Raw genomic sequence first — 15,154 nt, forward strand, 5'->3', positions numbered from 1 at the left:
TCCTCCCTCTCTACATATACTACAAACAATATACGTTAAAAGATACATTCAGGCAATAGGAAAAAAGGAGCAAGTATCTTGACCGACAGTCTCCCTGATCCTTTTACAAAAAAGAGCCAATTAACACATTTGACACTAACTTACTAGGAGGGGGATTCTCTATGCTTTATCCTTTCTCTCCTTATGACTGATATTGTTCTAAAAAATCAAGCAAATATTGATACACTTTCATTTCATTTTCTTTCTTTGAAAAACCATGTCCTTCATCATCTAATACGAGATATTGTACATCTCGACCTTTTTCCTTTAATTTAGCAACAATTTGATCGGACTCTTCCTTTACTACCCTTGGATCTTTTGCTCCTTGAATAACGAGCATTGGTTTTGTCATCCCATCTAAGTAAGTAATTGGTGAATCTCTTCTAAAACGATCTTTGTCACGCACTGGGTCTCCTAGCCAGCGCTCCACTTTCGTACTCCAATGATCTGGGATCGACTCGACAAACGTAAATAAATTCGAAACACCTAACATATCGACGACTGCTTTAAAGTACTCTGGATGACGACCATGTAAAAGTAAAGCCATGTATCCACCAAAACTACCACCAATTAAAAATAATTTATTTCGGTTTGTTATCTTTTGCCCAAATAACCATTCTATGCCTGCTACACAGTCCAGTCTTGGACCGTGTCCCCAATCTCGTTCCACAAGTTTTACAAAGGAGGAGCCATAACCAGTACTGCCCCGGAAATTCGGTGCAAAAATGGTATAACCACGATTTAAAAAGATTTGAAATATTGCTCGGAAAAACTTTCTTTCTGCAGCTTGTGGTCCCCCATGAGGCCAAAAAATGGTGTAACCATTATCATTTTCTTGATTAGCCCGAAATAATAATGCTTCTATCTCCATTCCGTCGAACGATTTATAAGTGACAACATCGGGTTCAACCATCTCTTCTTTCCTTACACCTAATACACGGTTATTTGTCAGTTGTGTCCACTCTTTGCCATCTTCAGACTGAAATATATTTTGTGGAATCGTTGCACTCTCCCCTAAAATATAGAGATTACCTTCTGCTCCAATGTGAATTTTTTCCATCACATCGATTGGAAGATCTATATGCTCAAGCTTATTAGTATCTAGGGAGAAACGATATAAATGATCCTTTACTCCAACCTCTGTACACATATATATAGCGTTGTTCTTTTTATCATATTTTATTTGTTGAATACTTTCATTTTCTATTGTTTTAACAGTTGAGAAAATTTTCGTTTTTAAATCAAATTTTGCTAAATAATGATGCTCACTTTCATAATTTGTTGGAAAATAAATTGATTCGTTACCGATAATAACGGGGGAATGATTCATATGAGTTTTTTCAGGGTCTGGAACTAGATAATATGTTTCACTGTCTTCTTTTATGAATAGTTTATTGTATGTATTGCCTAATATGCTCATATATACATGAGTGGCTTCATTATCCGAAACAGCTGCTAAATAGGTTGACGCTGTCTCTCCTTCATGTAGTAACTTATCTTGGTCATTTTCTATATCTCGTATTCTAACATTTAAAAAACGTGGATTTTCTTCAGATGTCATGTAATAGACACGCTTTCCATCTTCACTCAAATGGGCGAAGAAATATTTTTCTGTCGGCTCTCCCGTGATTAATTTTTCAGGTAAGCCACCGTCGCGATTTAATGCATATATATGATAATTTTCATCGCCTTCTTTATCAAATCCAGCAAGCACATAACGGTTTTCTTTGTCTATTTTAATAAAGTTACAAGACTGATCCACTTGCGCAAATAAATAGGGAAATGCATCAGGTACATCTAAGGCCCACAGATTCATTTTCCCATTTAAGTTTGTGCTAAAAATGATTCTCTTCTCATCATCACTTACTGTAAAGTCTGATATAATATACGTTCTAAAAAATTGTTCAACAGTCGGCTTGGTAAATATCTCCACTATATCACTCCTAATTTATTTTAGCTAATCGAAAAATAGTGTGAAAAGAGTATTTCCTCCTAATCACATAATAGGATATACTCTCTTTCCACAACGAACAGAACGTCCTATTATCGCCTTTTGCCACAACAGAACGTAGCAGTCTCCATCCTCTATTTGCTAGGGAGCTTATCAATCAACATTGGTACTTTTCAGCACGATAACCCGAATACCCTAAAATTATATTAGAATCTAAAACAAGATATACACTACATTCTTCTCCATTTATGATTGATATTTTTCTAAAAATTCAAGCATATATTGGTATACTTTCATTTCATTTTCTTTCTTTGAAAATCCATGTCCTTCATCATCTAAAACAAGATATTGTACATCCCGACCTTTTTCCTTTAATTTAGCAACAATTTGATCAGACTCTTCCTTTACTACCCTTGGGTCTTTAGCACCTTGAATAACGAGCATTGGCTTTGTCATTCCATCTAAATATGTTACTGGAGAATCTTTCGTAAATCGTTCTTTATCTCGTTCCGGATCCCCTAGCCATCGATCCATGAGTGGCTTCCAATGTTCAGGAACAGAATTCACAAACGTGAATAAATTAGATACACCGAAAATATCAATAACGGCTTTAAAATATTCTGAGTGACGACCATGTAATAGTAACGCCATATAGCCACCATAACTACCACCGATTAAAAATAATTTATTTCGGTTTGTTATCTTTTGCTCAAATAACCATTCTATGCCCGCTACACAGTCCAGTCTTGGACCGTGTCCCCAATCTTGTTCCACTAATTTTACAAAAGAAGATCCATACCCTGTGCTGCCACGGAAGTTCGGTGCAAAAATCGTATATCCACGATTTAAAAAAGATTGAAACATTGCTCGAAAAAATTTTCTTTCGGCCGCTTGTGGTCCCCCATGAGGCCAAAAAATGGTGTGGCCATTGTCATTTTCTTGGTTAGCTCGAAATAATAATGCTTCTATTTCCATGCCATCGAATGATTCATAGGTGACAACCTCGGGTTCAACCATTTCTTCACTTTTCACCCCTAAAACACGGTTATTCGTCAGTTGGGTCCACTCTAGTCGATCTTTTGATTGAAAAATATTGTGCGGAATTGTTGCACTTCTTCCTAAAATATAAAGATTACTAGATTTTGCGATGTGAAACTCTTCTATTATATCTATTGGTGTATGGACTAATTCGAGTTCGCCATCGTGTAGGGATAATCGGTACAAGCGATCTTTAACTCCAACCTCTGTACGAAGATATATTGCATTGTTCTGTTTATCATACTTAATTTGCTGAATACTTTCATTATCAATCTGCTTAACGACTGAAAATGTATTGGTACGTAAATCATATTTTGCTAAATAGTGAAATTCACTCTCATAGTTTGTCGGGAAATAAATCGCCTCATCATGGATCACAAGAGGGTAGTCATTTACATGTACCTTGTCAGGATCTGGTACTAAGTAATGTTTTTCCCCATTCGCTTTGATAAATAATTGATTATATGTATTAGCTAGCACCTTCATATATACATGAGTCTTTTCATCATCCGAAATAGCTACTAAATAGGTCGGCGCTGTCTCTCCTTCGTGTAGTAACTTATCTTGGCCATTTTCTACATCTCGCATTCTAACATTTAAAAAACGGGGATTTTCTTCAGATGTCATATAATAGACCCGTTTGCCATCTTCACTCAAATGGGCAAAGTAATATTTTTCTGTTGGCTCTCCCGTGATTAATTTTTCTGGTAAGCCACCATCACGATTTAATGCATATATGTGATAATTTTCATCGCCTTCTTTATCAAACCCAGCAAGCACATAACGATTTTCTTTGTCTATTTTAATAAAATTACAAGACTGATCCACTTGCGCAAATAAATAGGGAAACGTATCAGGTAAATCTAATGCCCACAGGTTCATTTTTCCATTTAAGTTCGTGCTAAATATCAGTCTCTTTTCATCATCACTCACTGTAAATTCTGAAATAATGTACGTTCTAAAAAATTGTTCAACAGTTGGCCTTGGAAATTTTATCATGATATCACTCCTAAATTATTTCTATTCACCCATCCTATTACCTACATTGATCGTTTGTTCTTTCACTATACCAAATGTATTATATGTTATTTGCAAATATGCTATTTTCTGCAAGTCTTCTTGAGCGAGATCTAATTTTAATACGATTCGAAATGTTGGATCGGCCAACTTGTAATCGTTTACATCAGTTAGGTTAGCAATGTAATTCCCTTCATTCATTTCTTCTTCTGTTAAGATTCCTGTTATTTGATTGCTCGAAGTTTCAATATAAGGAGTAACGATTAATTCATTACCAGCGTCATTTAAACATCTAACCTCTTTTAGTTTTGGCTCACCATAGCCAGTCCAAACCATATCATAACTAATATAAAGCACCCCATCTTGACGGGCGACATCGGGGCTAATGGATGGATGATGACCAACCTGTTCTAAATGACCTTGATTTAGTAAGTAAAAAACGATTAAAACTAAAGTTAGTGAAATGATAATTGCAAAGGGGTACAGCTTCTTTGGTAGTCGCATAAAATTTCCTCCCATAAGGATGAATGGATGCATCTATTTTATACTATTTTTTGATCGATTACACTAATATTTAGTTTTAATGTTCGGGTTATTTTTTTAGATCTGCTTCAATTTCGTACAACTATTAACCAATTTTTTGAATTTCTAATGTTTTGATATGGTAGCCATCTGCTTCTGTTACAATAAATTCATAATGATCAATTTGAACTGAATCTCCTATTTGTGGGTTCGCTTTTTCGGTTAACATCCAACCACCAATTGTATCCATCTCTGTGTCGTCAATATGTAAGCCAAACATTTCATTCACATCTTCTATTAAGACTTTTCCATCAATGATTGTTCTATTTTCATCGATTTTATGCACTTCCGGTACTTCATCTTCATCAAATTCATCGCGAATATCACCGACTATTTCTTCTAAAATATCTTCTACCGTTACCATCCCTTCTGTGCCCCCATACTCGTCCATTAAAATTGCCATATGAACTCGTTCCTTTTGCATTGCTAATAATAAATCATGGATTGGAATTGATTCCACCACTTGTAAGACTGGTCGAACATACTTTTCTACCGTATCATCTAGATTTTTTCCTTTAGCAAAATGGATCAGTATTTCTTTTAAATTTACTAATCCAATTATATTATCTTTATCTCCATCAAATATTGGATACCTTGTATAGTTTTTTTCTGTTACATAATTAATAAAGTCTTGTAACGTATCTGACTTTTCAAAAGCGATAATTTCTGTTCTGGGAACCATAATTTCCCTTGCGATCCGATCATCAAATTTAAAAATATTGTCTACATATTGGTACTCAGATTGATTTATCTCACCACTTTTAAAGCTTTCGGACAAGATCATCCGTAATTCTTCTTCAGAATGTGCTACTTCATGTTCTGATACCGCCTTCACACCAAATAAGCTAGCAATGAATCTTGCGGTTCCATTCAACGCTTTGATAAATGGATACATCGTCCTATAAAAAAGAATCATTGGTCTAGCACAATATAATGCTACTTTTTCTGATTTTTGTAATGCGAAAATTTTAGGTACTAGTTCTCCAACGACAACGTGTAGAAAAGTAATAAATGAAAATGCCAAAACAAAGGAAAGAATAGAGGAAACCGAATCAGATACATTCATTTGTAAAAATAAAGGAGTAAGTATTTGTTTTACGGTCGGTTCTCCTAACCAACCAAGACCTAATGCTGTTACAGTTATCCCAAGTTGACATGCTGATAAATACTCGTCTAAATTATCAGTTAACTTTTGTGCAGCAATTGCATTTTTATTCCCTTCCTTTACTAATTGCTCAATCCTAGTACTCCTTACTTTTACAATAGCAAATTCGGTTGCGACAAAAAAACCAGTTAATGCAATTAAAATGATGACCATCATTAAATTAAATATTTCCAACCATTCTCCCTCCCTACATTGTAGAAAAGGGAAACACCTCCTACTAGAATATTTCATTCTAAAGTTTACTTCTTATTATCATACAATAATTTCAGATAAATTTGTCTGATTTATACTCATTTATTTTGAATTTTTCTCCATTTATGAAAACACTCGCAACAATCGGTTTACTGCTTCTTCGATTCTTTCTTCTTGAATAGCTGCAAACCCAATAATAATTCCTAATCTCTGTTCACTTTCCACCCGATTAGTTAAATTAAACCTTTGTAACGTATACATTTCTAACTTTTCTTCCTTTGCTCGCTCCTTCACTTCATCATATGTTTTGATTGTTTTCATATAAGTTAAAAAATGTAATCCAGCTGGCACATCGATTATCTCCATTTGATCTTTAAACGTATATTTTAATCGCTTTATTAGTTGTATACGCTTTTTCTCATACTGTTTATTCATATTCCGGACATGCTTTTGGTATAGTCCGTCTTGAATAAAATAATATAGTGTATATAAATTAATCCCACTTACTTCATGCATAATATCAGCATAACGAGCGCGGTATTTTCTAAGTAGGTGAAATGGTAAAACCATATAGCTTATACGTAAACTTGGCAATATCGTTTTAGAAAAAGAACCTGTATAAACAACCTGCTGATTTTGATCCAAACTCTGCAAGGAGGGAATATGATCCGTTTCATACTTAAATTCACTATCATAATCGTCCTCCACTATAAACCGAGTCTCATTTTGTGCTGCCCAATTTAGTAGTTCATTGCGACGAGAAATCGGCATAATCGTACCCGTTGGAAATTGATGTGATGGAGTAACGAAAACAATTTTCGCTTCCGATTGATGTAATGCCTGTATGTTAAGCCCATTATGATCAAGTGGGATAGGTTCGACATGATAACCAATCCGCTTAATCAAATGATAAAAGCGCCTATATCCTGGGTCTTCAATGGCAATTTTTGTGTTTTTATCGGATAAAGAAACGAGTCTTTCAATTAGACTTTGGGTTCCGGCACCAATCACAATTTGTTCTGGTTCACAAATAACACCACGAGTGAGTGCTATTAATTTAGCAATCTCTAGCCTTAATTGCATGGGCCCTTGAAAATGGGTAAGTTCCGCTATTTGGGCCCGATTGTGTTTCATCGCCTTTTGCTCACTTTTCATCCAGTTGGACCATGGAAACATACTAGCATCAACGGAAATATGCGAAAAGGAAAGCCACCCTGTTTTGGCGTTTTCAGCTTCTCGTAAATCTTCTGGTAGTACACACTCTGACGCTTTTTTATTATGCAAATCAGTTATTTTTTCCACAAAATATCCTGCCCGTTCAATCGTATAAATATATCCTTCCGCTAACAGCTGTTCATATGCTGTCGTAACGGAATTGACGCTAATATTTAATTGTTCCGCTAATAAACGTTTTGAAGGTAGTTGTTCATTTGCATCGATTCTTTTTTCTACGATATAACTTTTTATCTTGTCATACACTTGTTGATAAATATATTTTTTTTCATCTGATTTATCGATCTTTATTTCAATCATTTTTCTTTCTCCATTCTTAAGGCTGGTGCCCTATTTAAGCTTTGCCTGGTACTATTCATTTATTCCATTTTACTTCATAATAAAAAGAAATACCTATCGAATTGTTTCTATTTTAATGACGACTATTTAAAGGAGTTTTATCGATGACAAATACTTTTACTGTAAAAAATCCCGCAACTGGCGAAACACTTGCTACAATCACGCGGAATAGTGTGGACGAAATTGAACAAGCCATCCAGAAAGGACATGATGCATTCCAAACGTGGAAAAAAACGAATGCACATGAAAGAGCGCGATTGTTAACGAAATGGTCCAATCTTATCCAAGAAAATAAATTAGCTATTGCCAAGGTAATGACCGAAGAAAACGGAAAACCACTTGCTGAATCAATCGGTGAAGTAGACTATGCAACAAGTTATATTGATTGGTATGCGGAAGAAGCAAAACGTATTTACGGTAGAACGATTCCCGCGCATGTGGACGGAAAACGTCTGATGGTTAGTAAACATCCAATCGGTCTTGTAGCTGCTATTACACCGTGGAATTTCCCAGCAGCGATGATGACACGTAAAGCTGCACCAGCACTGGCAGCTGGTTGTACATTTATCGTAAAGCCTGCTGAAGAAACACCACTAACAACGATTCGCTTAACAGAACTTGCTCATGAAGCGGGGATTCCCACAAATGTAATTCAATGTATGAATGGACAAGGTCGTGTCGTTGGTAAAATTTTTACGGAGAGTGAACTTGTTCGTAAAATCACTTTTACTGGTTCTACTCCTGTTGGAAAAGCCCTTATTAAAGCAAGTGCTGATACGGTTAAAAGTGTCACAATGGAACTCGGTGGACATGCACCAGTAATCGTTGCCAAAGACGCTGATATCGATATGGCTGTCGCTCAAACGATAACGACAAAATTCCGTAATGCAGGACAAACTTGCGTCTGTGCAAACCGAGTACTTGTCCATGAATCAATTATAGATGAGTTTTCAACAAAGCTTGCGGAAAAAACAAAACAACTCGTCGTTGGAAATGGACTAGACGAAAATACAGATGTTGGCCCAGTTATCAATGAAGGAAGTTACGAAAAAATTGTCCAGCAAATTAATGATGCAGTACAAAAAGGTGCAAAAGTATTAGTTGGTGCTAAATATGATGTGGATCAAGAGCGCAAATCATTTTTCGTTCATCCTACCGTACTTGCCAATGTTACTGATGAGATGGAAATCATGCATGAAGAAACATTCGGTCCTGTTGCACCGCTCACAGCATTTTCCGATCTAGATGAAGCGATTAAAATTGCTAATAATACGCCTTATGGTCTTGCTGCATATTTTTTCACAAATGACTATAAAGTTGGAAATTACCTCTTCGATAATTTAGATTATGGCATTATCGGCTGGAATGACGGTGCCCCTTCCGCAGCTCACGTCCCATTTGGTGGGATGAAAGAAAGTGGACTTGGCCGTGAAGGTGGAACAGAAGGAATAGAACCATATTTAGAAACAAAATATTTATCGATTGGCAATTTATTCGAATAAACATGAACGTGATACTAAGCCTTGAAAGTAGGGGCTTAGTTTTTTTATAAATGGAATAAAAATCGCTTTTTCGTGACCGTTTTTAAAAATTACACTGCTTAGTGCATGATCATATCTTTTTCGTGTCTGTTTTCGATCATGTTCCCCATGACATCGTTCAATAATGATATGGTTTAACTTTCGCACCCAAAAATGAGTTTACATACTTCGCATCGTTCAGGTTAATGTGTTTCTTATTATATACTTGATAACTCAGTAATAAAGCTTCTTTTAAAACGCGCTATACTTATCTTACTAAAGTAGATTTTTTGTTACATATAAAAGATAAACTGTGCAGTAACTTCAATTAGTGAGATGTCCCGTCGCTACGGAAATACACCCCGCTCTCACCACAGGCACAATCGCGACATCTGTTCAACCTGCGCTATCGCTTGTTTTCCACAGTGTCTCCTTTGCCGTGGGCGGCTGCTAAGCCTCTGACGCACAATGTTTATTGCGACGAGTAATCGCAGTCGCAATGTCTTCGAGGGGACGGGCGAATGCACATTCCTAGGACGTGCTAGTGCGGGTGTTGCGAAGGACGTCGCGACCTTAAACAACCTCTCTCGTTTCGGGGTCTACGTTCTCGCATTCACCCTTCGCTAAGGAATGTCAGAAGCAAAAAGCAGGGTTCAAACCAAGAGTGTACAGTTCCAGCGAAAAATACAGAGTTCAAACCGGGAATGCACAGTTCCAGCGAAAAATGCAAAGTTTAAACCAAGAATGCACAGTTCCAGCGAAAAATGCAAAGTTCAAACCAAGAATGCACAGTTCCAGCGAAAAATGCAGAGTTCAAACCGGGAATGCACAGTTCCAGCGAAAAATGCAGAGTTCAAACCAGGAATGCACAGTTCCAGCGAAAAATGCAGAGTTCAAACCAGGAATGCACAGTTCAAGGCGAAAAGTGCAAAGTTTAAACCAAGAATGCACAGTTCCAGCAAAAAATGCAGAGTTCAAAACAAAAATGCACAGTTCCAGCTCAAAAATGCAGAGTTCAAAACAAAAATGTACAGTTCCAGCGAAAAATGCAAAGTTCAAAACAAAAATGTACAGTTCCAGCGAAAAAAGCAGAGTTTAATGCAAGAAATGGACTGTTCATGGGAGTACTGCACAGTTCCTTCAACTGCATCATGTCACTGGCAATCTTAACGAAAAAAGCATGTAAACAGACTGCTTCTAACCTAGCAGTCCATACAAAGTCAACATAAGTACTACATCTTCATACCATTTCATTGTTCAAAGTTGTTGGACCCAACACTATACGGAAGAATATAAGAAAATCCTCTATCATTAGGATAGAGGATTTTCTCACCTTATTGTTTTCCAAACTGTTGTATTGGATGATCCGCGATTGAAACGTGAATAATCTTTTTCTCCGTATAGAATTCAAATCCGTAATGTCCACCTTCACGGCCAATCCCGGAAGCTTTTGATCCTCCAAATGGTGTACGTAAATCACGAACATTTTGGGCATTTACCCAAAGCATCCCAGCTTCTATTTGTTGTGCTACTCTATGACCACGTTTAATATCATTCGTCCACACATATCCGGCAAGGCCGTAATCAATGTCATTAGCAAGTTTTATTGCTTCTGCCTCATCTCTAAAAGTCATGACAGAAAGGACAGGACCAAAGATTTCTTCTTGAGCGATTCGCATACTATTTTCGACATTAACAATCATCGTCGGTGCAACAAAATTACCTTTTTTAAACTCTTCAGGTATTTCACGAGTAAGTACTTCTGCTCCTTCATCTTGTGCAATTTGTAAATAGCTAACTACTTTATCATAATGTTCTTTATGAATGAGTGGACCTACCTCTGTCGTATCATCTAATGGATCTCCAATTCGTACATTAGCAACTCGTTCTTTTAATGCTGCAATAAATCGATCCTTCATCCCTTCTTGGATAAAAAGTCTTGAGTTCGCTGTACATCTTTCTCCATTAAATGAAAAGATTCCCCAAACAGTTGCATCAAGTGCCCGATCAAAGTCTGCATCATCAAAAACGAGGATTGGCGATTTCCCACCTAATTCCATGGAACAAGCTTTTAATGTATCAGCACTATTTTTAATAATCGTTGAACCGGTTGTCGTTTCTCCTGTAAAGGAAATTAACTGTACATCTGGATGTTTTACCAGTGCATCCCCTGCTGTTTCCCCATACCCATGAACAACATTAAATACTCCTTTTGGAAGTCCAGCTTTATCAATCACTTCTGCTAATAAATTAGCTGATAAAGGTGAAAATTCTGCCGGTTTTAACACAACTGTATTACCAGTTGCAAGTGCTGGTGCCACTTTCCAAGTTTCTAGCATAAATGGTGCATTCCAAGGTGTAATTAATCCTGCAACACCTGCTGGTACATTTATTGTGTAGTTAATGAAATGCTCATCAACCTGATATGCTTCACCGATAAGACGACTTTCAACCATTCTCGCATAAAATCGAAAGTTTTCTGATGCTCTACTTACCATTGCACGCGTTTGTTTAATTGGAAGTCCGGTATCTAGCGATTCTAAATAAGCAATTTTTTCGACTTCCTCATCAATTAAATCAGCAATACGATAAATGTAAGCCATTCTTTCTGTTAATTTCATTGTACGCCAAGGACCATGATCAAAGGCCTCTCTTGCTGCAGCTACTGCTTTATTAATATCATCTTTACGCCCTTCAGCAATGGCATTTATTTTTTCATTTGTATATGGATTATAGTTTTCAAATGTTTGACCCGCTTCACTGCCTACAAATTCACCGTTAATATAAAGCGAAATGTCAGGTTGGGTTATATGTTCTAATGCTTTTGCCATTCGTTCTCACCTATCCTTTTCATGTGATTTATTTCTAACCTAGACCGCGTCCCGAATACACTTCGCTTTCATTACAGGCATAAGAGTGACATCTGTTCTAGCTGCGCTTTCATTTGCTTTTACAATGTCTCTCTATTGCTAGCGCAGTTGAGCCTCCGACATCCAAATCTTTATAGCAATGAGTAATCTCAGTCGCAAAGCTTTTGAGGGACGAGGAGTCCAGCGTCTCAGGACGTGGCCATTTTTGACCAAACATGATTCTACGTGTATTCGGGTCATCTAGTAGTATCTAACAAAACTTTTCTTCGTTCAAAGCAATAAAGCAATTTATTATACAGCTTTTTTATTTATCCTCTATTTTTCTAAAATCTCCATATTAACCAATGTTTCACGTACTTCTTTTTGTAATGCTTCAGAAGGTAAACCGAGTGGTAGACGGAGTTTTGGCGTAATTTTGCCCATCATACCTAATGCTGCTTTTGCCACTGTCGGATTTGTATCTTTAAATAATACGTCGTTCAACGGCATTAATTCATAATGAAGATCTTGCGCTTTTGCTACGTCTCCTGCTTCCCAAGCATTATATAGTTCGGCAACTTTTTTAGGCTCAACATTCGCTGTTGCACTAATAAATCCTGCCCCACCGATTGCAAGCATTGGGTAACATAATAGTTCAATTCCTGAATATAATAGAAAGTCGCGCCCACAATTTAATAACACACGGTTTACATGTTCAAAATCTTTATTCGACTCTTTGGCACCGATAATATTCGGGCAATCTTCCACTAAACGTTTCATCGTACTTACTTCCATATTTACGGCAGTACGTCCTGGAATATTGTAAATGATAATTGGGATTTCAACTGAATCAGCTACTGTTTTAAAATGCTCATACAATGCATCTTGGTTTGGCTTATTGTAGTAAGGAACAATAACCATTGCTGCATCTACACCAATTTCTTCTGCATATTTTGTTAATTCTATCGTTTCATCATGATTCGTAGATCCTGTACCTGGTGTAAAAATTACTCGACCATTAATTGCTTCTTTTGCAAGGTCCATTACACGCTTTCTTTCTGCAACATTTAAAGAACTTGGCTCTCCACTAGTTCCTGTGACAGAAATACCATGACTTCCACTTTTAATCTGCCAATCTACTAAATTTTTGAATGTTTCTTCATCGATCGAACCATCTTCTTTAAATGGTGTAATTACCGGGCAAATCGATCCCCTTAATTTCTGTTTTGCTTCATCATATTTACTCATACGTATCTTCTCCATTCTTTTTTTATATTTATTTAATAAAACTTCCTTTAAATTTTCCTATAAGTAAATAATATACTAAATCATATATGATTTCAAATATAAAAACTTCTTAACTTATTTTTATGGGATGGAGAATAAACAATTACGATCAAAGCAACTGTTTATTCCCCTTTATTTTATTTCATCAAATCTGGCAAAAATGTGACAATACTAGGGAATATCACTACTATTGCTAAACATAAAATCATCATGAGTAACATTGGGATAACTCCTTTAAAAATACGCTGTATAGGCACATCTTTTGCTACTCCACTTATAATGTAAACACTTAATCCAAGTGGAGGAGTAAGTAAGCCAATATTCATCACGAAAATCATCACGACACCAAACCAAATACCGTCAAAACCTAGCAGAGTAATTAGTGGGTAAACGACTGGTAAAGTTAAAACAAAGATCGCAATTCCTTCCAAAAACAATCCTAAAATAAAATAGACGATTAGGATGAAGAGCATGATGACCATCGCTGGCATGTTTAAATTGGATACAAATTTTGTAATGACGACAGGAATTTTACTCAAAGCGAGAAATTTACTAAAAATATCTGCACCAATTAAGATAAAGAAGATCATTGCTGTTAATCGTGTCGTTTCATTTAACGATGATTTAAAATCATCCCAACTTAATCGCCGCGTTACTACCGCTAACAGAAATGCGCCAAAAGCTCCGACTCCACCCGCTTCTGTAGGGGTGAAAAACCCGAAATAAATTCCCCCAATACTAAGGACAAACAAAAATACGAATGGCCACACACTGTTTAAAGAAGCTACTTTTTCTTTAAAAGGTTTTTTAGCAGTAACCGGTGCTATGGATGGATTTTTCAGTACTAAGACATAAATAACGAGCATAAATAAAACCATTTGCAGTAAGCCTGGAACAAGACCGGCAATTAACAGTTTCCCTATCGGCTCCATCGTCAAAATTCCATATAAAACAAGGATGACACTTGGTGGAATTAATATACCGAGAGTGCCTCCAGCCGCAACACATGAAGTTGATAGTGCATCATCATAGCGATACTTCTTCATCTCTGGAAGTGCAATTCGTGCCATTGTAGCTGTCGTTGCATTAACGGAGCCTGAAATGGCCGAAAACATTGCACTCGTACCGATCGTCGTAATAGCTAGACCTCCCTTGATATGACCGATCCATGCATCTACTGCAGTGTACAAATCATTTCCGAAACCGCTATAGGATAAAAACATTCCCATTAAGATAAATAGCGGTATAACACTTAGAGAATAAGAACTCGCTGTTGAAAATGGTGTGGTTCCAAGTTGAACAAGGGCGGAATCCCATCCTCTTATCATAGCAAGCCCACATGTTCCAACAATAATAAGGGAGACACTAATAGGAACTCGTATTAAAAACAATAATAGTAATACAATAATCCCTATTATACCGATTAATTCTGGGCTCATTTCTTATTCACCGCCAATCCGAAATAATGAAGCGCTTTCCAAATTGCTGTAATAGCAAAAATGATTAGCGTAAACGTAATAATGAATAGAAATGGGTGAATAGAAAGTGCTAAATCAGTCGTCGTCGTTTTTCTTTCCATCATACGAAGCCCGTTATCGAAAATATGTCTAGACATAAAGAGTAATGTGATTGCTATTACTACTTCGATGATACCATTCACTATATTTCTACTTTTTTCTGAAAAACGCTCAACAACAAAATCAATCGTAATATGGTCGCCACGTCGATGTGTAATTGCTAAAGCAAAAAACACTAATAAAGCTGCACCCAGTTCTGTCATTTCGAATGTTCCTTTTAACGGCTTATTAAATAAATTCCGACCAAGCACATCGAACGTTATGATAGACATAATAAAAATGAGAAACATATTGGAAATGAACTGCTGAATATCTACTACTTTATTAAACACTTTTTCAGATTTCTCGATCAATTTTAGCATGGT

At 36.5% G+C, this 15,154-nt stretch carries 11 protein-coding genes; 2 read left to right on the forward strand and 9 right to left on the reverse strand.

The window, feature by feature from the left end; translation table 11 throughout:
• Nucleotides 1–181 precede the first annotated feature (181 nt).
• From DFR56_RS16760 to gabR, 5 genes are all read right to left on the reverse strand, one after another.
• The gene (locus DFR56_RS16760) at nt 182–1,975 is read right to left on the reverse strand and encodes a S9 family peptidase (protein WP_110396607.1); all 1,794 of its coding nucleotides are present in this window, start codon (nt 1,973–1,975) and stop codon (nt 182–184) included.
• Between the two features lie 261 nt (nt 1,976–2,236).
• Nucleotides 2,237–4,027, reverse strand: a complete 1,791-nt coding sequence (locus DFR56_RS16765) for a S9 family peptidase (RefSeq protein WP_110396608.1) — start codon at nt 4,025–4,027, stop codon at nt 2,237–2,239.
• 21 nt (nt 4,028–4,048) lie between these two features.
• Complete coding sequence (locus DFR56_RS16770; RefSeq protein ID WP_110396609.1) at nt 4,049–4,549, reverse strand: hypothetical protein; 501 nt, start codon at nt 4,547–4,549, stop codon at nt 4,049–4,051.
• A 124-nt stretch (nt 4,550–4,673) separates the two neighbouring features.
• The gene (locus DFR56_RS16775) at nt 4,674–5,966 is read right to left on the reverse strand and encodes a hemolysin family protein (RefSeq protein ID WP_110396610.1); all 1,293 of its coding nucleotides are present in this window, start codon (nt 5,964–5,966) and stop codon (nt 4,674–4,676) included.
• A gap of 141 nt (nt 5,967–6,107) precedes the next feature.
• The gene (gene gabR / locus DFR56_RS16780) at nt 6,108–7,517 is read right to left on the reverse strand and encodes a MocR-like transcriptional regulator GabR (protein ID WP_110396611.1); all 1,410 of its coding nucleotides are present in this window, start codon (nt 7,515–7,517) and stop codon (nt 6,108–6,110) included.
• A 143-nt stretch (nt 7,518–7,660) separates the two neighbouring features.
• Between gabR and DFR56_RS16785 the strand changes: the two genes are divergently transcribed.
• Nucleotides 7,661–9,058 (forward strand): NAD-dependent succinate-semialdehyde dehydrogenase, encoded by a 1,398-nt coding sequence (locus DFR56_RS16785; RefSeq protein ID WP_110396612.1) that lies wholly within the window; start codon nt 7,661–7,663, stop codon nt 9,056–9,058.
• 648 nt (nt 9,059–9,706) lie between these two features.
• Entirely contained in the window at nt 9,707–10,246 is a 540-nt protein-coding gene (locus tag DFR56_RS16790; RefSeq protein WP_110396613.1) for a hypothetical protein, read from the forward strand.
• 164 nt (nt 10,247–10,410) lie between these two features.
• On the opposite strand, the gene hpaE is transcribed toward DFR56_RS16790, so the two are convergent.
• The 4 genes from hpaE to DFR56_RS16810 all read right to left on the reverse strand — a co-directional run bounded on the left by hpaE (nt 10,411) and on the right by DFR56_RS16810 (nt 15,151).
• On the reverse strand, nt 10,411–11,907 hold the full coding sequence (gene hpaE, locus DFR56_RS16795; protein ID WP_110396614.1) for a 5-carboxymethyl-2-hydroxymuconate semialdehyde dehydrogenase: 1,497 nt from the start codon (nt 11,905–11,907) through the stop codon (nt 10,411–10,413).
• A 354-nt stretch (nt 11,908–12,261) separates the two neighbouring features.
• The gene (gene hpaI, locus DFR56_RS16800; protein WP_110396615.1) at nt 12,262–13,173 is read right to left on the reverse strand and encodes a 2,4-dihydroxyhept-2-ene-1,7-dioic acid aldolase; all 912 of its coding nucleotides are present in this window, start codon (nt 13,171–13,173) and stop codon (nt 12,262–12,264) included.
• 176 nt (nt 13,174–13,349) lie between these two features.
• Nucleotides 13,350–14,651, reverse strand: coding sequence for a TRAP transporter large permease (locus DFR56_RS16805; protein WP_110396616.1), 1,302 nt, complete (start codon nt 14,649–14,651; stop codon nt 13,350–13,352).
• Nucleotides 14,648–15,151 carry a TRAP transporter small permease gene (locus DFR56_RS16810; protein ID WP_110396617.1) on the reverse strand — a complete coding sequence of 168 codons (504 nt, stop codon included), beginning with the start codon at nt 15,149–15,151 and terminating at the stop codon, nt 14,648–14,650. Before DFR56_RS16810 ends, DFR56_RS16805 begins: the two co-directional genes overlap by 4 nt.
• Nucleotides 15,152–15,154: the final 3 nt, after the last annotated feature.

It is taken from the genome of Pseudogracilibacillus auburnensis (genome assembly GCF_003201975.1).
In the GTDB taxonomy this organism is placed as follows: Bacteria; Bacillota; Bacilli; order Bacillales; family Amphibacillaceae; genus Pseudogracilibacillus; species Pseudogracilibacillus auburnensis.

Bases quoted from the DNA above. Each gene is read 5' to 3' on its own strand.
- DFR56_RS16765 (WP_110396608.1), bottom strand. From the start codon at position 4,027: ATGATAAAATTTCCAAGGCCAACTGTTGAACAATTTTTTAGAACGTAC.
- DFR56_RS16770 (WP_110396609.1), bottom strand. From the start codon at position 4,549: ATGCGACTACCAAAGAAGCTGTACCCCTTTGCAATTATCATTTCACTA.
- gabR (WP_110396611.1), bottom strand. From the start codon at position 7,517: ATGATTGAAATAAAGATCGATAAATCAGATGAAAAAAAATATATTTAT.
- DFR56_RS16785 (WP_110396612.1), top strand. From the start codon at position 7,661: ATGACAAATACTTTTACTGTAAAAAATCCCGCAACTGGCGAAACACTT.
- DFR56_RS16790 (WP_110396613.1), top strand. From the start codon at position 9,707: ATGTCAGAAGCAAAAAGCAGGGTTCAAACCAAGAGTGTACAGTTCCAG.
- hpaE (WP_110396614.1), bottom strand. From the start codon at position 11,907: ATGGCAAAAGCATTAGAACATATAACCCAACCTGACATTTCGCTTTAT.
- hpaI (WP_110396615.1), bottom strand. From the start codon at position 13,173: ATGAGTAAATATGATGAAGCAAAACAGAAATTAAGGGGATCGATTTGC.
- DFR56_RS16805 (WP_110396616.1), bottom strand. From the start codon at position 14,651: ATGAGCCCAGAATTAATCGGTATAATAGGGATTATTGTATTACTATTA.
- DFR56_RS16810 (WP_110396617.1), bottom strand. From the start codon at position 15,151: ATGCTAAAATTGATCGAGAAATCTGAAAAAGTGTTTAATAAAGTAGTA.